Below are 21767 nucleotides of genomic sequence, written 5' to 3' on the forward strand. Positions count from 1 at the left end.
GACGTGTGATGAAAGCGTTATCCAAACTGAAAGCGGAAGAAGGGATTTGGATGACCGACGTGCCGGAGCCGGAAGTCGGTCATAACGATCTGCTGATCAAAATTCGTAAAACCGCCATCTGCGGTACTGACGTTCACATCTACAACTGGGACCAGTGGTCGCAGAAAACCATTCCGGTACCGATGGTTGTCGGTCACGAATATTTCGGCGAAGTGGTGGGTATCGGCCAGGAAGTGAAAGGCTTCCAAATTGGCGACCGCGTCTCCGGTGAAGGCCATATTACCTGCGGCCACTGCCGTAACTGTCGCGGCGGGCGTACGCACCTGTGCCGTAATACCATTGGCGTGGGCGTAAACCGCCCGGGCTGCTTCGCGGAATACCTGGTGATACCGGCGTTTAACGCGTTCAAAATCCCGGACAATATCTCTGACGATCTGGCCTCCATCTTCGACCCGTTCGGCAACGCGGTGCACACGGCGCTCTCCTTCGACCTGGTCGGTGAAGACGTGCTGGTCTCCGGCGCGGGCCCAATCGGCATTATGGCGGCTGCCGTGGCGAAGCACGTAGGTGCGCGCAACGTTGTGATCACCGACGTGAACGAATACCGTCTGTCGCTGGCGCGCAAAATGGGCGTCACCCGTGCGGTAGATGTCTCGAAAGAGAGCCTGACCGACGTGATGGAAGAGCTGGGCATGACCGAAGGCTTTGACGTGGGTCTGGAGATGTCCGGTGCGCCACCGGCGTTCCGCACCATGCTCGACACCATGAACCACGGTGGCCGTATCGCGATGCTGGGTATTCCGCCGTCAGACATGTCTATCGACTGGAACAAAGTCATCTTCAAGGGGCTGTTCATCAAGGGCATCTATGGCCGCGAGATGTTCGAGACCTGGTACAAGATGGCGGCGCTGATCCAGTCCGGTCTGGATCTGTCCCCAATTATTACTCACCGTTTCTCCATCGATGAGTTCCAGCAGGGCTTCGACGCGATGCGTTCCGGCCAGTCAGGAAAAGTGATCCTGAGCTGGGATAAGTAATCAAAAAGGGGCCTCAGGCCCCTTATTTTATTGCTTCTTTTTCTCTTCGTCCGTCAGGTAACGCACCTTGCGGGTGTAGTCCTGACCTTTGAACAGCAGTTTGTTATCCGGCGATTCAAGGTACTTCTGCCATTCAGAGAGAGGGAAGCCGCCGTGCGCGCCAATCACCTCTTTCGGTACAACGGCTTCCTGACCGCCGATTTTCTTCGAGACCGGCCAGTTCATCCAGTCACCCAGGTTAACCGTTTTTAAATCCAGCATGTCCAGCAGCGCGGCGAGCGGCAGCTGATCGGTCGGCGGCTGCGTATCATCCATCAGCTCCCAGGTATCCTGGAACAGCGTCAGCCATAGCGGACAGATACGGCGCCAGGTTTTTTTGGTTGCCGCAAGAAACGCGCCGTTAACGTGATCGACCAGATACGGGCGCACCGTCTCCTTGTAATACGCCGGCACTTTTTCCTCTGGCGCACCGTCCAGCTTGGCAATCATTTTGCCCTGACGGAAGCTGGAGTAAATGTGCATATCGGCCATGTTGATCTCGGGCATCTTGAGCAGGTTGAGATCGGAATCGATCATCAATACCCCTTCACCGCGAGCCTGCAGCGGGGCGTTAAGCTTCACCAGACGGCTGAGGTAGATCTGCTTATAGCGGTAGCTTTCCTCACGAACGGGAAGATTTAGCGTCACTACGCGGGTTTTAGGCGGCAGTACCCCAAAGGCGGATTCAGGCTGGTCGCTGACGATGACGATTTCGCTTACCCCGGTGGCATAACGTTCCGCGAAGGTGGCAGAGAGTAATGCTTCTTCGACGAAATCTGCGCCGGTACACGGAATCACAATAGAATCCACCGCAGCAAGCGCGCCCGTCACGGGCAGAGAGCTGTAAGGAATGTTGTGTCGCCCGGTGATATGACGATAGCGAGCATTAAGAAATTTAAACATAGTTATCTCGTTTGGTTAGTGCGCGCCAAGCACGGCTTCGACACCGCTGACATAGTTTTCGATGGCATAGGTATGACAGACGTTCTGGTATGCAGCCGCAGCCAGTCGAGCCCGCAGGTCCTCATCTGCCCAGATATTGTCCAGATGCTGTGCAAGCTGTGAAACATCGCTCCAGGGGAAGAGCAGCCCTGTCGAATCATGATCAATCAACTCTGCCGTGCCGGTCACCTGAGAGCCAATCACAGGGATATTGAGAAGCATCGCTTCCAGCACCACGCGCGGCAGCCCTTCACTTTTTGAGGCGAGAATAAAGGCGTCAAACGTAGCGAGGTAATCAAAGGGGGTATTCTGAAAACCGGTGAAGATGACGCGGGATTCAATTCCCAGCGCTCGGGCCTGTTCTGTTAAAGCGCGGCGTTCGGCACCTTCTCCGACCAGCACCATTTTCCATTTCGCCTGGGGATGCTTCTGGCTGAACTGTGCCAGCGCCTCCAGCGTGTGGTGGTTGGCTTTGCGAGGGATTAACGACCCGATACTGCCGAACACAAACGTGTCGTCATCAATGTTCAGGCGCTGGCGCATCGCGCATCGGTCAGGTAAAGGCTGGTGGATGTCGATGGCATTATTGACCGTCGTACACAGTTCGGGCCGGACGCCATGCTGAAGCAACACGCGTTCAACGCCGTGCGAGACCGCGATGATTTTTGTGGCATGGGCATTAACCAGCTTTACCAGCGGCGGGGTCAAAACGGGCTCAATGCGGCAGTGCTGGATCAACCGCGCCTGCAGGTTCGCCGCCGCCAGATAGCCTTCCTCGTTTGAGCCCGGCTGGTTATTCATATAGAGCGTATCGAAACCGCCCTGCGTGAAAAGTGTTTCGATTTTGCTGACGTTAGGCCTGATGCGCCACATGATATCCACGTGACGCGTCAATGCCTTGCGGGCGCTGCGTGAGAAAAACAGCAGGCTACGTCCCGCTTCCTTCAACAATTTGGCCCAGACCGGCTGCGGACGTTGAGGGATCACGATGAGCGGGATGCCGATGCCGTTGAGCACCTGGCCAATTGTCTCACCTTCAGCACGACTATAATCACTGTAAAAACAACAGGTAATATCGAATTTATCGCGATTAATTCGCTTCAGGAGCTCAAGCATACTGTTGGTGCCTCCCCCCCATTCTTTACCCGTATCCAGGAGGAGAATTTTACTTTTGTGCGGCATGTCTGAATCCGTGTGCTACCCTTCATCTGACTGCATTATAAAGAATCTGTTGAAATAAAATAGATTTTTCTATTTTATTGCTCTTGAGAATTAGACAAAATTTCAAGCGTGCTTATTTGAAAAGTGTGATTCAGGACTTTAATCGTCTCTACTCATTTATATAGTATTAATAATATTAATTTAGGCTGCTATTGAGAGTGGGAAAATGTTTAAAATAACGGTCTGCTTATTAACGTTTAATTCTGAAAGATTATTGCACGATGTTATCCCGCCTCTTTTGAAAATAGCGGATGAAATTGTCGTGGTCGATTCTGGCAGTACGGACAAAACACGATATATTTGTGAAAGTTTTGGACTGCTACCTGTCTATAAAAAATTTAGCTGGCATGGCGAGCAGATGAACCATGCTATATCCTTAGCCAGCAATGACTGGGTCCTGTGCATCGACAGCGACGAAATTCTTGACCAGGAAACGGTTAATGCCGTTTTAACGTTAAAAGCAGGCGATGAGCCAGACCCCGGAATGGCATGGCGAATATGTCGCCACTGGTTTGTTCTGGGTGAAGAAGTCCGGACGATTTATCCAGTTTCATCCCCTGATTATCCTGTGCGTCTTTTTAACCGTAACCAGTCCCGGTTTAATAACAGGCCGGTAGACGATCAGGTCGAAGGTTTTCTCCGTTGTGAACGTATTCCGGGTTATGTAAAACATGATACGTTTCCCACACTGCATGAGCTTTTTAACAAATTAAATTGTTATACAACCCGCCTGGTTCAACATCAAAAAATACGGCCCTCTATCGGGCGCGGCGTGATCAGCGCCATCGGCGCTTTTTTCAAATGGTATCTGTTTAGCGGCGCCTGGCGTCAGGGCAAAGTGGGGGTGGCGACAGGACTGTATGCCACAGCCTATAGCTTTTTGAAGTATTTCAAATCCTGGTATCAGCATCAGGAGAAAAAAGAGTCCGTTACTAACGAGCAGACGGACTCTCAGATTGCGAAATAAGGGTCAGGCTTTCTTACCCCATCCCTGCCACTGCTGCTGGACGTATTTCACCAGCGTACTGTTACTGATGCTGTCTCCGATGACGGAGAAGAAGCGGGTCGCATAGACCGGTTCAGGCGGTTGCTTCGGTACACAGCGCTTCACGCCGCGGAACGGATTACGCGGCGCGGTCGGGACGGGCTGCGCAGAATTCGGTGTAGAGGTATCCACCTGCGGCTCGTTCAGCAGATCGCTCGGACGTACCAGCGTGATATCGGCAGGCAAGGTCGGCAGCATTTGCTGCAGGACGCGAACGGTAGACGGGTGCGGGTGACCGATGGCAATGGCTGAGCCATTGCGGCGGGCCAACTGTACCGCGCGATTAAACTGCATGCGGATATCAGCTTCGTTCTGGGTATCATCCAGGAACACCTTACGCTTAATCACCTTGACGCCCGTTCCCTGAGAGGCACGCATCGCCTGGCTGTTGCCGATGGTCATGCTATCGAGGAAGTAGAGGTTGTAGCGTTCCAGCGCCTGCATCACTTTGAGCATCCCGTACAGGCTTGACGTCATCGCGCTGCCCATATGGTTGTTCAGCCCTACGGCATACGGCACTTTGTTGTAGGCGTCGCGGATGATGCGCTCGATCTCCTCGCTGCTCATATCCGGGCGCAGGGTATCTTTTTCCAGCGGCTGCTTGCTGAGCGGTGCCATTGGCAGGTGGATCAGCACCTGATGACCGCTGCTGTGGGCTTTGGTCGCCATCTCGCGCGCGTGGGGGGCATTCGGAAGGACGGCGACAGAGATGGCCGACGGCATCGCCAGCACCTGATTTTCATAGTGCGGACGATAACCGAAGTCATCAATCACGATAGCGAGTTTACCTGCATATACCGGTGCAGCCAGCGCCAGCGCGCTGACGACGGAGAAAACCATTCGACGAAATTGGAGCAAAACTTATCTTCCCAACCACGGCTGTGGATTGACCGCCTGACCCTGGCGACGAATTTCGAAATAGAGTGACGGGCGGCCCTGACCGCCACTGCTGCCCACAAGGGCGATGGGTTGGCCGGCGCGCACCTGCGTGCCGACGCTGACCAGCGCGCTCTGGTTGTAGCCGTAAAGGCTCATATCACCTTTACCGTGTTCGACCACCACCACCAGTCCGTAACCCTGCAGCCAGTCGGCCAGAATCACGCGGCCATCGGCAATGGCTTTCACTTCGCTACCTTCAGACGCACCGATAACGATCCCTTTCCAACGTAGCTCACCCTGCAGCTGTTCGCCATAGCGATGCAGAATTGAACCGCGAACGGGCCAGAAAGCCTGACCGCGAGGAGAGCCCAAACCGCCGGTACGCGACATCAGAGAACGTTCGCTCTCGCTTGGCTTGTAGGTTGTCCCTTTGCGGGACGCTTCCTGCTGCTTGTCGCGAACGGCCTGCGCCTCGCGAGCCTCTTTTTCGGCGCGCGCTTTCGCCGCCGCTTCGGCACGGGCGATGCTGTTACGCAGTTTTGATTCGTTGGCGCGCATTTCGCTCAGCTGGCTCTGACCTTCCTGAATGGAGGATTCAAGGCCGGAAAGGGTTTTCTTACGCTCGTTGCGAGCCTGCTCAAGCTTCGCCTGCTGGGCCTGCTGATCGTAGAGCAGCGTCTGCTGCTGGCTCTGCTTCTCTTCCAGCTCGGCTTTTTGCGTGGAGACCTCTTCGCGCGTCTGCTTCAGCTGCGCGATCGTCTCCTGACGCGCCTGGTTGAGATAGCCAAAGTAGGCCTGCAGGCGCTGACCGCGCTGGCTCTCTTCGCCGCTGAGGATCAGCTGGAGCCCGGTATGCTCGCCCTGGCGGAATGCGGCATCAAGCTGTGCGGCAAGATTGCGCTCCTGGGCATCACGCTGGCGCTCCAGCCTGGCAATAGACGCGTTCATCTCGTCGATCTGTTTATTCAACTGGGCGAGGGTGTTTTGCGTTTCACGGAGTTTACGCGTGGCGACGGAGATCGCCTCTTCCTGCTGCTTAAGCTGGGCGAGCAGGGCGGAGCGCTGCTGCTGCTGCTGGCGTACCGCACGCTCCTTGGCGGCGATATCGGCCTGAATGGATTTCAGCTGGTCGCGGTCATCCGCGTGGGCGGATGCGGCGCACAGCAATACGCCAGCGCTGAGTGCGCTGGCGTAAAACAGAGGTCTGACTGATAACCTAAGCGGCTTCACGACCCATGTGATTGAAAAAATCGCCTTTCCCCTCATGGGGAGCGATTATTCCACGATGAACAGCGGCTTACCAGTCATCTCTTCAGGGATCGGCATCCCCATCAGCGTCAACATGGTTGGCGCGATGTCAGAAAGCTTGCCGCCTTCCACTGCTTTCACTGATTTATCACCCACATAAATCAGCGGAACAGGCAGGTTGGTATGGGCCGTGTGCGCCTGGCCGGTCGCCGGGTCGCGCATCTGTTCAGCGTTACCGTGGTCAGCGGTGATGAGCAGATGGCCGCCAACGGATTCAACCGCTTTTGCTACCTGCTCAACGCAGCGATCCAGCGCTTCAACCGCTTTCACTGCCGCTTCCATCACCCCGGTATGCCCCACCATGTCGCCGTTCGGGTAGTTACAGATGATGGTGTCGTATTTGCCACTCTCGATGGCCGCAACCAGTTTTTCAGTCAGCTCGGCAGAGCTCATTTCTGGCTGCAGATCGTAGGTGGCGACTTTCGGCGAGTTAATCAGAATGCGGTCTTCGCCTTTGAACGGCTCTTCAACGCCGCCGTTAAAGAAGAAGGTCACGTGCGCGTATTTTTCAGTTTCGGAAATACGCAGCTGCGTTTTGTCGTTCTTCGCCATCCACTCCCCGAAGGTATTGGCCAGCGAGGCGGGTGGATACGCGCAGGGCGCTTTGATGTCTGCCGCGTATTCAGTCAGCTGGATGAAATCGAGGTTGACCACTTTCTTGCGGGCAAAACCGTCGAAGTCGCTGTTGACGAACGCACGGGTGATTTCGCGCGCGCGGTCAGCGCGGAAGTTCATGAAGATCAGCGCGTCGCCATCTTCCATGGCGGCGTCAGCCTGGCCTTCAGCGCGAATCACGGACGCTTTCACGAATTCGTCGTTTTCATCACGTGCGTAGGCCGCTTCCAGCGCTTCAACGGCGGTCGCGAACTGGAACTCACCTTTGGCCAGAGTCATCAGGTCATAGGCCTGTTCAACGCGATCCCAGCGGTTGTCGCGGTCCATGGCGTAGTAACGGCCAATGATGGAGGCAACGCGGCCTTTACCCAGCGCGGCGAATTTCTCTTCGAAGGCTTGCAGAGAGCCCTTTGCGCTGCGTGGTGGCGTATCGCGACCGTCCAGGAAGGCGTGCAGATAGATTTTTTCCGCACCGCGCTCAGCGGCCAGTTCAACCATCGCCATGATGTGATCTTCGTGGCTGTGAACGCCGCCCGCAGAGAGCAGGCCCATGATGTGTACGGCCTTGCCAGCGGCAACGGCTTTATCGACTGCGCCAGACAGCGTTGGGTTGGAGAAGAAGGTGCGTTCTTTGATTTCAACGTCCAGACGCGTCAGATCCTGATACACAATACGCCCGGCGCCCAGGTTTACGTGACCGACTTCGGAGTTGCCCATCTGGCGGTCCGGCAGACCTACTTCCAGGCCAGACGCGTCAATCAGCGTATGTGGACGTTTTGCCCACAGCGCATCCATGACCGGGGTTTTGGCGTTGAAAATAGCGTTATCCTGACTGTCTTCACGGTAGCCATAGCCATCCAGAATTACCAGTACCATAGGTTTTTTAGAAACCGACATTGCGACAACCTCATACTCAAGAGTCAAAATTTGCGTAATTTTACTACAGCTGAATCGATCAAATAGCCGCAGAAGATCAAAGAAAGCGCAGGGGCAAGGTGCTGACCAGACCATTTTGAGGCATTTTTTTAGGTGGCATGCCGCAGAAAATGGATTAGGTTAGGGTCGCTGGCTGTATTTGCCAGAACGCACAGGTATACTCCTGTCCTGGTTTTTTTTATCACTTAGTCGGGAGTAGTTACCCTCCATGCAAGAAATTATGCAATTCGTTAGCCGCCATCCGGTTCTGAGCATCGCGTGGATTGGCCTGCTGGCTGCTGTGCTGTTCACCACATTTAAGAGCCTGACGTCTAAAATTAAGGTTATCACCCGTGGTGAAGCGACGCGTCTGATTAACAAAGAAGATGCCGTCGTGGTCGATCTGCGTCAGCGTGACGATTTCCGTAAAGGTCACATTGCGGGCGCAATCAACCTGTTGCCAGCTGAAATCAAAGCGAACAACGTCGGTGAGCTTGAGAAACACAAAGCCCAGCCGATTATCGTTGTCGATGCGACCGGCATGCAGGCACAGGAATCTGCCAGCGCGCTTCATAAAGCAGGCTTCGAAAACGTAACGGTGCTGAAAGAAGGTATTTCCGGCTGGAGCGGGGAAAATCTTCCTTTGGTTCGCGGTAAATAAGGAGTTCAGTCATGGCCAATATTGAGATCTATACCAAAGCGACGTGCCCGTTCTGTCATCGTGCGAAAGCGCTGCTGAACAGCAAAGGCGTCACGTTCCAGGAACTGCCGATTGACGGTGACGCGATTAAACGTGAAGAGATGATCAAACGTAGTGGTCGTACGACGGTTCCGCAGATTTTTATTGATGCGCAGCACATTGGCGGCTGTGATGACTTGTATGCGCTCGACGCCCGTGGTGGACTCGATCCGCTGCTGAGCTAAGAGACTTTAGGACAATTAAAAAGGGTATTTCCATGTCAGAACAAAACAACACCGAAATGACTTTCCAGATCCAGCGTATCTACACCAAGGACGTCTCTTTCGAAGCGCCAAATGCGCCACATGTTTTCCAGAAAGATTGGCAGCCAGAGGTTAAACTTGATCTGGATACCGCATCTACCCAACTGGCAGATGACGTGTATGAAGTCGTGCTGCGTGTGACCGTTACCGCATCTCTGGGTGAAGAAACTGCATTCCTGTGTGAAGTACAGCAGGGCGGCATCTTCTCTATCGGCGGTATCGAAGGCAACCAGATGGCGCATTGCCTGGGTGCGTACTGCCCGAACATTCTGTTCCCGTATGCGCGTGAATGCATCACCAGCCTGGTTTCTCGCGGTACATTCCCGCAACTGAACCTTGCGCCAGTTAACTTTGATGCGCTGTTCATGAACTATCTGCAGCAGCAAGCTGGCGAAGGTGCTGAACAACATCAGGATGCCTGATGAGCACTGTTAATGCGTCAATGACTGTGATCGGTGCCGGCTCATACGGCACCGCTCTTGCCATCACGCTGGCAAGAAATGGTCACGAAGTGGTTCTCTGGGGCCACGACCCAAAACATATCGCAACGCTGCAACGCGACCGTTGTAACGTGGCGTTTCTTCCGGACGTTCCGTTCCCTGACTCCCTGCACCTTGAAAGCGACCTTGCGACCGCGCTGGCGGCCAGCCGTAACATTCTGATTGTGGTCCCGAGCCATGTATTTGGCGACGTGCTCCGTCAGATTAAGCCGCTGATGCGCCCGGATGCGCGCATTGTCTGGGCGACAAAAGGACTGGAAGCCGAAACCGGACGCCTGCTGCAGGACGTTGCCCGCGAAGCGCTGGGTGATGAGATCCCGCTGGCGGTCATCTCCGGCCCGACCTTTGCCAAAGAGCTGGCCGCTGGCCTGCCGACGGCGATTTCGCTGGCCTCCACCGATCAGGCCTTCTCCGACGATCTTCAACAGCTGCTGCACTGTGGCAAGAGCTTCCGCGTCTACAGCAACCCCGATTTTATCGGCGTGCAGCTGGGCGGTGCGGTGAAGAACGTGATTGCGATTGGCGCCGGGATGTCAGACGGCATTGGTTTTGGTGCCAATGCGCGTACGGCGCTAATCACCCGAGGGCTGACCGAAATGTCCCGCCTGGGCGAAGCGCTGGGTGCCGATCCGGCCACCTTTATGGGGATGGCTGGCCTGGGTGACCTGGTGCTGACCTGCACCGACAACCAGTCTCGTAACCGCCGCTTTGGCATGATGCTCGGACAGGGCAGCGATGTAAAAGGCGCGCAGGAGAAGATTGGTCAGGTGGTTGAAGGCTACCGCAATACCAAAGAAGTCCGCGAGTTGGCGCACCGTTTCGGTGTCGAAATGCCAATAACCGAGGAAATTTATCAGGTATTGTATTGCGGAAAAAATGCGCGCGAGGCAGCATTGACCTTATTAGGTCGTGCGCGCAAGGACGAGCGCAGCAGTAACTAGTCGGAACCGTTGTCACCTGAATGACCCAGCCAGCGCAGAACTGGCTGGTCATTAACTATCGTCTGGAGTAAGCAATGCCGTGTGAAGAACTGGATATCGTCTGGAACAATATTAAAGCCGAAGCCCGGGCGCTGGCCGACTGCGAGCCAATGCTGGCCAGTTTCTACCACGCGACGCTACTCAAGCACGAAAATCTTGGCAGCGCGCTGAGCTATATGCTCGCTAACAAGCTGGCTTCCTCGATCATGCCCGCTATCGCCATCCGTGAAGTGGTGGAAGAGGCTTATGCCGCAGACCCGGAAATGATCGCCTCTGCCGCCTGCGATATCCAGGCCGTGCGCACGCGTGACCCGGCGGTCGATAAATATTCTACGCCGCTGCTGTACCTGAAAGGCTTCCACGCCCTACAGGCCTATCGCATCGGCCACTGGCTGTGGAATGAAGGCCGCCGCGCGCTGGCGATCTTCCTGCAAAACCAGGTTTCCGTGACGTTCCAGGTCGATATTCACCCGGCGGCAAAGATTGGCCGCGGGATCATGCTCGACCACGCCACCGGGATTGTCGTCGGGGAAACGGCGGTGATTGAAGATGACGTCTCGATCCTGCAGTCGGTTACCCTGGGCGGTACCGGTAAAACCAGCGGCGATCGCCATCCGAAAATTCGTGAAGGGGTGATGATTGGCGCGGGTGCCAAAATCCTCGGCAATATTGAAGTCGGGCGCGGCGCGAAGATCGGCGCAGGCTCCGTGGTGCTCCAGCCCGTGCCACCGCATACTACTGCCGCTGGCGTACCGGCGCGCATCGTCGGTAAACCAGACAGCGACAAGCCGTCCATGGACATGGATCAGCACTTCAACGGTATTCACCATACCTTCGAGTATGGTGACGGCATTTAACTTCTGAGAATGGCGCCCGGGTAACCCAGCTGGCGCCAGGCTTCATACACCACCACCGACACCGCGTTCGACAGGTTCATGCTGCGGCTGTCCGGCATCATCGGAATACGGATTTTCTGCTCAGCGGGCAGGGCATCCAGGATCGTGGCCGGCAGGCCGCGGGTTTCCGGGCCAAACATCAGATAGTCACCTGCCTGATAGCTCACGGCGCTGTGCGCTGGCGTGCCTTTGGTGGTCAGGGCGAACATGCGCTGCGGCTTTTCGGCTTCCAGAAACGCGGCGTAATCGTGATGGCGAACGACGGCGGTAAATTCATGATAATCCAGCCCTGCGCGACGCAGACGTTTGTCGTCCCACGTAAAGCCCATCGGCTCAATGATATGCAGACGAAAACCGGTGTTCGCACACAGGCGGATAATATTGCCGGTATTCGGCGGAATTTCTGGTTCGAATAAAACGATGTTAAGCATGCTGCCCCCTTAATTGCGGGGGCAGAATAGCAGAAAAGAGAGGAACTACGCGACGCCGGGTTCCTGCGAGCGGCTGTACAGCATTTTGTAGACGGTTGCCGCAGCGGCCACCAGGGCGGGCACGCTGAGGATCATTAAAATACTGTCTGCCTGCCACTGCATAGAGAGAAGCTGGGCGCTGGTCATGGTTCCCGCCACGCCGCCAAAGCGGCCGATCCCCTGCATCCATGCGATGCCCGTCGCGCGGCACTCGGTAGGGTAAAAGGTGGCGGCCAGGGTTTGCATACCCGACTGCGCGCCGTTCATCGCGATCCCCATCAGGAAGATCAGCCCGCCAAACAGGGCGATATGGTTATGCTCAATGCCAAGCAAAAGAATAAGGCCCATTGTCAGCACGAAACCGCACGCTACCACCCTGTGCGCTTCCCAGCGGTCCATCATCCAGCCCGCGAGCAGAATGCCTGCGGTGCCGCCGAAGGTGAACAGCGAGGTGAGCCAGGCGGATTCCGCCAGCGCATAGCCCATCCCCTGCATCAGCGTTGGCATCCAGCTCAGCAGGACGTAGTAAATGACCAGGCCCATAAAATAGGTCACCCACAGCATCAGGGTGCCTGGCAGCCAGGGCATGGAAAACAGTTGCGACACGCTCCCTTTTTTAGACGCGACTTTCTCCTCTGCCAGGAAAAAGCCCGTGACGCTATCCAGCGTGCTGCGGGCGAACCGGCTGGCGATGCGGCGGACCTGCATGATGTCCTTCCCGCGTTGCACCAGAAACTTCACGGACTCCGGTAAAAACAGCGCCAGCAGCAGCGTTAAAATCAGCGGAGCAATCGCCCCGGTCAGCAGCACGCTTCGCCAGCCGTGGTGGGGGATAAGCCAGGAAGAGATCGCGCCGCCGCCCGCCGCACCCAGAGGGAAGCCGCAGTACATGGTATTAATCGCCATGGCGCGACAGCGCTGGGGGGCAAACTCGGAGATCAGCGTGATGGCGTTAGGCATTGCGGCACCGAGGCCCAGGCCCGTCAGAAAGCGCCACAGCGTCAGGGTATTCAGACTTTGCGCCCAGGCCGTCCCCAGGCTCGCAAGGCCGAAGAACAGGCACGAAAAGACCAGCACCCGCTTGCGCCCCATCCGGTCAGATACCGGACCGGCAATCAGCGCGCCCAGCGACAGCCCCAGCAGCGCGGCGCTCAGCACCGGCCCCAGATCCTGTTTGTGTATCCCCCATTCTGCCGACAGCGTAGGCGCGATGTAACCCATCGCTGCCGTATCAAAACCATCGATCGCCAGAACCAGAAAGCCCAGCACAATGAGCAGCCAGTGAAACCCTGAAAAAGGACTCTCATCGATCACCTGCTGAATATCCACCTTACCTGAATACGCCATACGCTCCACTCCGATCTGATGTTGTTTTTGTGTTCTTGTATTTGCTTGTCTATACAATTGCGGACGGCGGGTGGATGTCAAATTTTCTTATCTAATATGTTATCTAGATGTTATTTTTGGCGTAAAAAAGCGCCCGAGGGGGAAATCGGGCGCATGAGAAAGGGGGGGTAACCGGAGAAGGTCAGGCCGCGTTTCCCTGAGCAAGGGGAGCCAGCGCCGCCGGTAATTTGCTTAACTCCTGCACCAGGGAATCTTTGCTGATTTCGCTAATCGTTCTTGCACCGGTCAGCGTCATTGCCACCTTCATCTCTTTTTCGATCAGGTTGAGCAGATTCGCTACGCCTGCCTGGCCCGCCGTCGCCAGCGCATACAGATATGCACGCCCCAGCAGTACGCTGTCGGCGCCCAGCGCAATCATACGCACCACGTCCAGCCCGTTGCGGATGCCGCTGTCGGCCAGGATGGCAATATCGCCTTTCACCGCATCGGCAATGGCCGGCAGGGCGCGTGCGGAAGAGAGCACCCCGTCGAGCTGGCGTCCGCCGTGGTTAGAGACCACAATTCCGTCTGCGCCAAAGCGTACCGCGTCGCGGGCATCTTCCGGATCGAGGATCCCTTTGATCACCATCGGGCCGTCCCAGAACTCGCGGATCCACTCCAGGTCTTTCCACGAGATCGACGGATCGAAGTTGTTCGCCAGCCAGCCGATGTAATCCTCCAGCCCGGTCGGTTTACCGAGATAAGCCGAGATATTCCCGAGATCGTGCGGACGACCGTTCAGGCCGACATCCCACGCCCACTGCGGGTGGGTCACGGCCTGCCAGTAGCGGCGCAGGGCGGCATTCGGGCCGCTCATGCCGGAGTGGGCATCACGATAGCGCGCGCCGGGGGTCGGCATATCGACGGTAAAGACCAGCGTCGAGCAGCCCGCCGCTTTGGCGCGCTCGAGCGCGTTACGCATAAACCCGCGATCCCGCAGGACGTACAGCTGGAACCACATCGGGCGCTTGATGGTCGGGGCGACCTCTTCAATCGGGCAGACGGACACGGTGGAGAGGGTAAACGGAATGCCTTTGGCATCTGCCGCAGCGGCGGCCTGCACTTCGCCACGGCGGGCATACATCCCGCATAAGCCTACAGGCGCGAGCGCCACCGGCATGGAGAGCGTTTCGTTGAACAGCTTCGTCTCAAGGCTCAGGTCAGACATATTCTTCAGCACGCGCTGGCGCAGGGCCACTTCCGACAGGTCTTCCACGTTGCGGCGCAGGGTGTATTCGGCATACGCCCCGCCGTCGATATAGTGGAACAGGAACGGGGGCAAAATGCGCTGCGCCGCGGCGCGATAGTCACTGGCTGCTGAAATAATCATGCTTTATTCTCCCTGGAAATATCACTGTCGCCAGGCAGACGGGTAATACGCGCCTGTCGGGCCTGGTCTTCATCGAATCGTTTAATGGTGGTGTGCACGAAACCGAGATGCGCCATCATCGCTTTGCGCGCGGCCTCGGCATCACCGGCCAGAATGGCGTTAAGCACCGCCTCGTGCTGTTCGGTCAACTGGGCAAACACCGGCGGAACCAGATACATGCGCTGGCGGCTCTGTTTAACGGAGGATTGCAGCAGGTCGAAGAATCCGCGCATGGTCTGGAGCAGCACCACGTTGTGCGACGCCTCGGCAATCGCCAGGTGAAAACGCACGTCCGCCTGGGAGGCGATATCCGGATCGCTGCTTTGCGTGGCCTCAAAGCAGGCGATGAGTTTCTCTTTGTCGGCGTCGGTTGCCCGCATGGCCGCGTGCCAGGCGGTACTGGTTTCGATGGCGTGACGCGCTTCAAGAATGTCGAAGCTGTAGTCCGGGTCGTTCTCCATCAGCGTCTTCAGCGGCTGAACGATGTTTTGCTCGGACCAGTCGTCATGCTGCCAGCGCACAAAGGTGCCGCCGCCGCGACGGCTCAGCAGCACCCCTTCGCTGACCAGCGTCGCCAGCGCCTCGCGCAGTGAATTGCGCGACACGCCAAGCTGGGCGGCGAGCTGGCGTTCGGCGGGCAGCTTCATGCCCGCTTCCAGCTGTTGTTCTTCAATCAGCGCCCGCACGCGAGAGGCAATCTCGTCGGACAGGCGTCTGGGCATCACTATCATGGGATCATCCAGGTTAAGACATAGGCCTGCAGGGTGGTGATCACCCCCACCATGCAGGTGAATATCAGGCTGTGTTTCACGGTAAAGCGGAACAGATCCGACTCTTTACCAACCAGTCCCACCGCGGCACAGGCAATGGCGATGGATTGTGGCGAGATCATTTTCCCGGTCACGCCGCCGGTGGTATTCGCGGCCACCAGCAGGACGTCCGATACGCCAATCTGTTGGGCTGCCGTTGCCTGCAGCGCGGCAAACAGGGCGTTAGACGAGGTATCGGAACCGGTCAGGAACACCCCCAGCCAGCCGAGGAACGGCGAGAAGAAGGTGAAGGCGTGGCTGGTATGGGCCAGCGCCAGTGCCAGCGTTGATGACAGGCCGGAGTAGTTCGAGATAAACGCGAACGCCAGCACCATGCCGATGGAGTAAATCGGCAGCATCAGCTCTTTAATGGTCGCCGCAAAGGTCTGCACCGCAGCCGCAGGCTTCATGCGCAGCCACACCACGGAAAGGATAGCGGCAAACAGGATGGCGGTACCGGTAGCGGAGAACCAGTCGAATTTATAGACTGCGGCATACGGCGTGGCGGCGTGCACCACCGGCGGCATACGGGCGACCATTTTGTCGAGGAACGGTACGGAAATATTAATCACCATGTCGTACAGCGCCCCGCCCGGCGCGAACAGGGCTTTAAACGGCGGGATGCTCCACAGGGTGACCGTGGCGGTCAGGAACAGGAACGGTGACCAGGCGCGGATCACCTGTCCTGCCGTATAGCCCGTGCGCGCCAGGGTTTGATCGACCTGCGAGGCGCCCATGTCGGCGAAGCGGAAAATACGTACCGGCTGCCAGCGTTTCAGGAACAGCGTCAGACAGACCAGCGACACCAGCGAAGAGATGATGTCCGGCAGTTCCGGGCCGAGGAAGTTGGAGCTGAGGTACTGGGCGATAGCGAACGAACCGCCCGCCACCATCACCGCAGGCCAGGTCTCCTTCACGCCGCGCCAGCCGTCCATAATCGCCATGATCCAGAACAGGACGATAATGGTCAGGAAGGGCAGCTGGCGGCCGACCATCTGGCCGATCTCGAAGCTGTCCAGCCCGGTGACCTGTCCGGCCACCAGTATCGGAATACCCATCGCGCCAAACGCAACCGGCGCGGTGTTCACAATCAGGCACAGACCGGCGGCATAGAGCGGGTTAAAGCCCAGACCGACCAGCAGCGCGGCGGTGATCGCCACCGGTGCGCCAAAGCCTGCCGCACCTTCCAGAAACGCCCCGAAGGAGAAGCCGACAATCAGCATCTGCAGGCGCTGGTCCGGCGTGATGGAAAGAATCGACGAGCGGATTATGTCGAACTGCCCGGTTTTCACCGAGATTTTATAGACAAACACCGCCGCGATGATGATCCACGCAATTGGCCACAGGCCGTAGAAGAAACCGTAGACGACGGAGGCCAGCGCGCGATCGACCGGCATTTTGTAGAAGAACAGCGCCACCATCAGAGCGATGGCAACGGTATACGTCGCGGCGAGGTAGCCCTTCAGCTTGAGCTTAATCAGCGCAAAGAAGAAGAACAGGATCGGAAGCGATGCGATCAGGCTCGACAGCCAGATATTTCCGGCCGGGTCGTAGTTTTGTTGCCAGAGGCTCATGCAGGTCTCCTGGGGACCAGACAGCCTGCGCTGCGGGTGAGTCTCCGCTCAACTCTGCGTCACAGGTTGTGTAAAAGTGGTCCTGCCAATGTTGTGTTGTAGGGTTAATGACAATGAATGGTTAACCAAATGTTATGGTCAGGCAATGAGTTTGTGAGCGGAAATAATGGAATTGTGAACCGGGGAAGAAAGAAAAGGGGGATTGGTTGGGCCAATTTGAAGCAGGGTGGGGCCTGATGCCCTCACCCCGGCCCTCTCCCACAGGGAGAGAGGGAAGTATCAGAACGCGGTCTTACAAAAGCCCGTCATCTCTTTCAGGCCCATTTCGCGACCAAGCTCGGTCATAGGGTGTACCACCACCAGACCACGGACGCTTTTCTTCAGCTTGCCCATGTCGGCCTGTTCTTTTTTGGTGATCGCGCGGCGGTGCGGCATGTTCATCAGCTTCTGCGCTTCTTTGCTCAGCTTCTGGCCCTTCACTTCGCGCAGGCGCTCGATTTCTGTTTCCAGCGTGGCGGCTTCTTTTTCCAGCTCGGCGTACTTCTCGGCGGATTCGACCAGTGACAGGCCAGCCATCTGGTGGCGGATCAGATCCAGGCGGTCGCTCAGGCGTTTAATTTCGTTCTTTTCGACTTCTTTCATGACAAATAACTCTGAAAACGGGGAATTTACAGGGAAGGATACACCAATGTGAGCAGGCTTACTTCTGAAACGCTTTTTTTAAGCTGATCCGGGAAATCAGCTCAGTCAGGGAGAGCACCATCGTGGAACGGACAACCTGTTGATAACGCAGCTTTTGCATCGCGTAGAGCTCAGGGTCGCTGTTGTCAAAATGCGGAGCAGGGGGGAGCGCGCTGACGCAGTGCAGTTCGCCGAAGGGCCCCAGGATCTCATCATCGGTAAAGGTGTACTCGTTACCGTCATGATTGAGCTCTTCGCGCAGCGCCATTAACAGCTCCGCATCTTCATACTCTTGTCGGTTGAGCACGCCAAGACCATAAATCAGCTTCAGACGCACGGATAAATCGCCCAGCGGTCCGTCTCCGTCCAGTAACGGTTCTACAGCATACTTTACCGCGTAGTCGTCTTTGCGAAACACCTGAAGCACCAGGATATTCACCGCCTCGGTTAACAGCTCGACGGCGGCGATCAGGAAGCTTCGTACGGTTTTGCCAGCATTCAGACGCTCAAGCACACGATTTTCAAAGGCCTGGGTTTGTTCCATTATTGCCTGCATATCTGACAATCTATTATCTGGGCGCAGGTTAACCTGCGCCTCACTGTGCATCATTTGGTTGCGTTGTATGCGTTAACCGCCTCCACAACCACGTCGCTGTTGGCGTCCAGACCGGAAATCTGCGCCAGCGCAGCCTGCGCGCCTTTGTCATCAATCAGCTGAGCCAGTTCCTGCGCCTGTGGGTCCTGCTCGCTGCGGTAGTGCATCGCGGCGGCAATCCCTTTCACCAGGTTGGCGTGCGGCAGGCCGTATTCCAGCGTGCCCAGCAGCGGCTTAATCAGACGGTCGCCCGCGCTCAGTTTGCGCAGAGGCTGACGGCCCACGCGCTCAACGTCATCTTTCAAATACGGATTTTCAAAGCGACCGAGGATTTTCTGGATGTATGCTGCGTGTTTATCAGCATCAAAACCGTAGCGTTTGATCAGCACCGCGCCGCTCTCTTCCATTGCCCCTTTCACCACCGCGCGGATCTTCTCATCGAGGATCGCGTCACGAATGGTCTGATGACCGGCCAATTTTCCGAGGTACGCGGTTATAGCATGCCCGGTGTTCAGCGTGAAGAGTTTGCGTTCGACAAATGCCATCAGGTTATCGGTTAATTCCATTCCCGGAATGGTCGGCAGGGCGCCTTTAAACTGGGTTTTATCAACGATCCACTCGCTGAAGGTTTCCACGGTCACTTCCAGCGGGTCGTTGGTGGCGGATTCAGACGGCGGAACGATGCGATCCACGGCGGAATCCACAAACCCGACGTGCGCTTCAACCCAGGCTTTGTCTTCATCTGCTACAGCGTTGAGCACGTGGCCTTTCAGTTGCGTGGTGCCGCGCACCATGTTTTCACAGGCGATGATGTTCAGCGGAGCGTCGATGCCCTGCGCTTTACGTTTTGCCAGGCCTTTCGCAACCGCAGGGGCGATGCGCTCAAGGACGACCGGACCCACGGCCGTGGTGACCAGATCGACGCTGGCGATCAGGTCGATAACGTCTTCCCCGATGCTGCTGACCGCGTTGACGCCGGACACCGTCTCAACCTGCTCGTTTTCACCGACTACATGGACCTGATAGCTATGACGCGCATTCAGGGCATCCAGGACCACCTGATTCACATCGGCGAATGTCAGCGTAATGCCCGCGTCTGCCAGCAGTTTACCGATAAAACCACGACCGATATTACCTGCGCCAAAATGTAATGCTTTCATAGTGTTAACCTTCATCAATGTTTTTACCCGAGAGGGCTGGGGTGAGGAACTTTTCCCCTCACCCTAGCCCTCTCCCCAGAGGGGAGAGGGAAGAGGACTTATTTGTTAAGAAGTGTCAGGACTTCTTCCACGCTGGTGGTGCTCGCCAGACGCGCAATGACAGACTCATCGTCCAGCGCGTTGGTCAGGCTGGTAATCACCTGAATGTGCTCGTTGTTGCGAGCGGCGATACCAATCACCAGACGGGCGATGTCGTCTTCTTCTTCACCGAAGCGCACGCCCTGCGGATACTGACAGAATACGACGCCGGTTTTCAGGACGCGATCTTTCGCTTCAACCGTACCGTGCGGCACCGCGATGGATTCGCCCAGGTAGGTTGGCGTCAGTTTTTCGCGTTCCAGCATTGCGTCGACATATTCAGGCTGAACGTAGCCGCCTTTCACCAGCTGCTCGCCGGCAAAGCGAATCGCTTCTTCTTTGGTTGCCGCTGTGCGACCGAGGAAGATGTTTTCCGCACCCAGTTTGAACAGGTGGGCGTTGCTTTCGTCAAAGCTGTCCTGCAGGCTTGAGCGCACTTTCACTTCGTTGTCTTCGTGACGCTGCGCCGCAACCAGACGTTCGGTCAGGCTGGTGTACAGGCCGCTGTCGAGGAAGTTGGTCAGCGAGATGTGCTGTGCCTGCGGCACCTGGCGCATGGCGCGTTCGGTCAGGTCGCGGTGCGTGATGACCAGGTCAACGTCCGGCGGCAGGCTGTTAATGGCGCTGTTGGTGACGGAGATGTTGGTCAGACCCGCATCCTGCACTTTCTTACGCAGCACGCCTGCACCCATTGCGCTGGAACCCATACCGGCATCACAGGCAACGATGATTTTACGCACGTGGCTCAGGTCGTTAGACACATCGCCAGCCGCCAGCGGGGTTGCGCCTTTGGATTCGGCTTTCATGTCGTGCATACGACGGGTCGCCGCTTCAATATCGTCGTCTTCTTTCACTTTGCTGGTTTTCAGCAGGATAGAAGAGACCACGAAGGAGACGGCCATGGCCGCACAGATGGCCGCGATGTTAGCGAAATACGCTCCTTTTGGCGTCATCGCCAGCACCGCCAGGATAGACCCCGGAGAAGCTGGAGACACCAGACCGCCGCCCAGCACGCTCAGGGTGAACACGCCGGTCATACCGCCAAGGATAACGGCCAGGATCAGGCGTGGGTTCATCAGCACGTACGGGAAGTAAATTTCGTGGATACCGCCCAGGAAGTGAATGATTGCCGCACCGCCAGCAGACTGCTTAGCGCTGCCGCGACCAAAGAACATGTACGCCAGCAGAACGCCCATGCCCGGACCCGGGTTCGCTTCAATCAGGAAGAAGATGGACTTGCCGAGATCGTGAGACTGCTGAATACCCAGCGGCGAGAAAATGCCGTGGTTGATGGCGTTGTTCAGGAACAGGATTTTCGCCGGTTCAACGAAGATAGACGCCAGCGGCAGCATGTCGTGCGCCACCATAAAGTTAACGCCTGCCGCCAGAATTTTAGACAGCACTTCAACCGCTGGGCCAATGCCGAGGAACGCCAGAATCGCGAGGATCATCCCGATGATGCCCGCAGAGAAGTTGTTCACCAGCATTTCGAAGCCGGATTTGATCTTACCATCAACCCAGACGTCGAATTTCTTAATCGCCCAGCCGCCCAGAGGACCGGCAATCATTGCACCGAGGAACATCGGCATATCCGCACCGACGATAACACCCATGGTCGTGATGGCACCCACTACGCCACCACGGTCACCGCCCACCAGACGACCACCGGTGAAACCGATGAGCAGCGGCAGGAGATAGGTAATCATTGGGCCAACAAGTTTCGCCAGCGTTTCGTTAGGCAACCACCCTGTCGGAATGAACAATGCAGTGATGATACCCCACGCGATAAACGCGCCGATATTTGGCATCACCATGTTGCTGAGGAAACGACCAAAGCTTTGAACTTTGATCTTGAAATCGGATGACATAAAACACCCCTTCTTCTGTTTACGCTTAGGCTTGCGGCCCGAGGTTTATTGTTAATGAGGCGGCAGAGGTAGCCGGGCCCTGTTCTGATGCTGTGAAATCTGGCACTGAATCGTTCAACTGTCCAGACAGCGAAAATTTGTGTGATGCATGTCACGTAAAGGTAGGGGGTGTGGATGTCAATGAGGTGATCCTGGTCACAAAAAAGGTGGGCAAAAAAAATACGATGGCGAGAAATACGGCAAAAACCACCCTTTTCTGTGACGGTTGTCACGATTTGGTTTTGTGTGTTTGTTTCTGGATTGTGACTGATTTCACAAAATATTTTTATGCAGATTTC

21 protein-coding genes are annotated in these 21767 nt (G+C 56.5%); 7 read left to right on the forward strand and 14 right to left on the reverse strand.

The window, feature by feature from the left end; translation table 11 throughout:
- Window positions 1-8 precede the first annotated feature (8 nt).
- A complete protein-coding gene (tdh, locus tag EnteroDNA1_RS14605; protein WP_069303477.1) occupies window positions 9-1037 on the forward strand; it encodes an L-threonine 3-dehydrogenase in 1029 nt (342 codons plus the stop codon).
- A gap of 27 nt (window positions 1038-1064) precedes the next feature.
- On the opposite strand, the gene EnteroDNA1_RS14610 is transcribed toward tdh, so the two are convergent.
- Complete coding sequence (locus tag EnteroDNA1_RS14610; protein ID WP_069303478.1) at window positions 1065-1979, reverse strand: hypothetical protein; 915 nt, start codon at window positions 1977-1979, stop codon at window positions 1065-1067.
- Window positions 1980-1994: 15 nt separating this feature from the next.
- Window positions 1995-3200, reverse strand: a complete 1206-nt coding sequence (locus EnteroDNA1_RS14615) for a glycosyltransferase (protein WP_069303479.1) — start codon at window positions 3198-3200, stop codon at window positions 1995-1997.
- Window positions 3201-3405: 205 nt separating this feature from the next.
- Here EnteroDNA1_RS14615 and EnteroDNA1_RS14620 point away from each other — a divergent pair, with 205 nt between their 5' ends.
- Window positions 3406-4206, forward strand: a complete 801-nt coding sequence (locus tag EnteroDNA1_RS14620) for a glycosyltransferase family 2 protein (RefSeq protein WP_069303480.1) — start codon at window positions 3406-3408, stop codon at window positions 4204-4206.
- Window positions 4207-4209: 3 nt separating this feature from the next.
- On the opposite strand, the gene EnteroDNA1_RS14625 is transcribed toward EnteroDNA1_RS14620, so the two are convergent.
- Genes EnteroDNA1_RS14625 through gpmM form a run of 3 tightly spaced genes read right to left on the reverse strand, consistent with a single transcriptional unit; the run spans window position 4210 to window position 7983 of the window.
- Window positions 4210-5142 (reverse strand): divergent polysaccharide deacetylase family protein, encoded by a 933-nt coding sequence (locus tag EnteroDNA1_RS14625; protein WP_069303481.1) that lies wholly within the window; start codon window positions 5140-5142, stop codon window positions 4210-4212.
- 3 nt (window positions 5143-5145) lie between these two features.
- Complete coding sequence (envC, locus tag EnteroDNA1_RS14630; RefSeq protein WP_231926994.1) at window positions 5146-6405, reverse strand: murein hydrolase activator EnvC; 1260 nt, start codon at window positions 6403-6405, stop codon at window positions 5146-5148.
- A 33-nt stretch (window positions 6406-6438) separates the two neighbouring features.
- Entirely contained in the window at window positions 6439-7983 is a 1545-nt protein-coding gene (gene gpmM, locus EnteroDNA1_RS14635) for a 2,3-bisphosphoglycerate-independent phosphoglycerate mutase (RefSeq protein ID WP_069303483.1), read from the reverse strand.
- A 247-nt stretch (window positions 7984-8230) separates the two neighbouring features.
- On the opposite strand from gpmM, the gene EnteroDNA1_RS14640 reads away from it, so the two are divergent.
- From EnteroDNA1_RS14640 to cysE, 5 genes are all read left to right on the forward strand, one after another.
- Window positions 8231-8662, forward strand: a complete 432-nt coding sequence (locus EnteroDNA1_RS14640; protein ID WP_023309913.1) for a rhodanese-like domain-containing protein — start codon at window positions 8231-8233, stop codon at window positions 8660-8662.
- Window positions 8663-8673: 11 nt separating this feature from the next.
- A complete protein-coding gene (gene grxC / locus EnteroDNA1_RS14645) occupies window positions 8674-8925 on the forward strand; it encodes a glutaredoxin 3 (RefSeq protein WP_023309914.1) in 252 nt (83 codons plus the stop codon).
- Between the two features lie 32 nt (window positions 8926-8957).
- Window positions 8958-9425 (forward strand): protein-export chaperone SecB, encoded by a 468-nt coding sequence (gene secB, locus EnteroDNA1_RS14650; RefSeq protein WP_003860835.1) that lies wholly within the window; start codon window positions 8958-8960, stop codon window positions 9423-9425.
- On the forward strand, window positions 9425-10444 hold the full coding sequence (gene gpsA / locus EnteroDNA1_RS14655) for an NAD(P)H-dependent glycerol-3-phosphate dehydrogenase (protein ID WP_023309915.1): 1020 nt from the start codon (window positions 9425-9427) through the stop codon (window positions 10442-10444). The genes secB and gpsA overlap by 1 nt, the downstream gene beginning before the upstream one ends.
- A gap of 74 nt (window positions 10445-10518) precedes the next feature.
- Window positions 10519-11340, forward strand: coding sequence for a serine O-acetyltransferase (cysE, locus tag EnteroDNA1_RS14660; RefSeq protein WP_008502718.1), 822 nt, complete (start codon window positions 10519-10521; stop codon window positions 11338-11340).
- Here the strand turns inward: cysE and trmL are convergent.
- The 9 genes from trmL to EnteroDNA1_RS14705 all read right to left on the reverse strand — a co-directional run bounded on the left by trmL (window position 11337) and on the right by EnteroDNA1_RS14705 (window position 21429).
- A complete protein-coding gene (gene trmL / locus EnteroDNA1_RS14665) occupies window positions 11337-11810 on the reverse strand; it encodes a tRNA (uridine(34)/cytosine(34)/5-carboxymethylaminomethyluridine(34)-2'-O)-methyltransferase TrmL (RefSeq protein WP_033147028.1) in 474 nt (157 codons plus the stop codon). The genes cysE and trmL overlap by 4 nt on opposite strands.
- Before the next feature lie 45 nt (window positions 11811-11855).
- Entirely contained in the window at window positions 11856-13196 is a 1341-nt protein-coding gene (locus EnteroDNA1_RS14670) for an MFS transporter (protein WP_069303484.1), read from the reverse strand.
- 181 nt (window positions 13197-13377) lie between these two features.
- Window positions 13378-14565 (reverse strand): quinone-dependent L-lactate dehydrogenase, encoded by a 1188-nt coding sequence (lldD, locus tag EnteroDNA1_RS14675; RefSeq protein WP_029740822.1) that lies wholly within the window; start codon window positions 14563-14565, stop codon window positions 13378-13380.
- Window positions 14562-15335: a transcriptional regulator LldR gene (gene lldR, locus EnteroDNA1_RS14680; protein ID WP_063145474.1), complete on the reverse strand. Its 774-nt coding sequence runs from the start codon at window positions 15333-15335 to the stop codon at window positions 14562-14564. Before lldR ends, lldD begins: the two co-directional genes overlap by 4 nt.
- Window positions 15332-16987 carry an L-lactate permease gene (gene lldP / locus EnteroDNA1_RS14685; protein ID WP_032650757.1) on the reverse strand — a complete coding sequence of 552 codons (1656 nt, stop codon included), beginning with the start codon at window positions 16985-16987 and terminating at the stop codon, window positions 15332-15334. Before lldP ends, lldR begins: the two co-directional genes overlap by 4 nt.
- Window positions 16988-17266: 279 nt before the next feature.
- Window positions 17267-17629, reverse strand: a complete 363-nt coding sequence (locus tag EnteroDNA1_RS14690; RefSeq protein ID WP_039261135.1) for a YibL family ribosome-associated protein — start codon at window positions 17627-17629, stop codon at window positions 17267-17269.
- A gap of 58 nt (window positions 17630-17687) precedes the next feature.
- Window positions 17688-18278: a mannitol operon repressor MtlR gene (gene mtlR, locus EnteroDNA1_RS14695; RefSeq protein ID WP_045887681.1), complete on the reverse strand. Its 591-nt coding sequence runs from the start codon at window positions 18276-18278 to the stop codon at window positions 17688-17690.
- The gene (mtlD, locus tag EnteroDNA1_RS14700; RefSeq protein ID WP_032665121.1) at window positions 18275-19423 is read right to left on the reverse strand and encodes a mannitol-1-phosphate 5-dehydrogenase; all 1149 of its coding nucleotides are present in this window, start codon (window positions 19421-19423) and stop codon (window positions 18275-18277) included. Before mtlD ends, mtlR begins: the two co-directional genes overlap by 4 nt.
- Before the next feature lie 98 nt (window positions 19424-19521).
- Window positions 19522-21429, reverse strand: coding sequence for a PTS mannitol transporter subunit IICBA (locus EnteroDNA1_RS14705; RefSeq protein WP_069303485.1), 1908 nt, complete (start codon window positions 21427-21429; stop codon window positions 19522-19524).
- Window positions 21430-21767: the final 338 nt, after the last annotated feature.

This window comes from Enterobacter sp. HK169 (assembly GCF_001719105.1).
GTDB classification, from domain to species: Bacteria; Pseudomonadota; Gammaproteobacteria; order Enterobacterales; family Enterobacteriaceae; genus Enterobacter; species Enterobacter asburiae_B.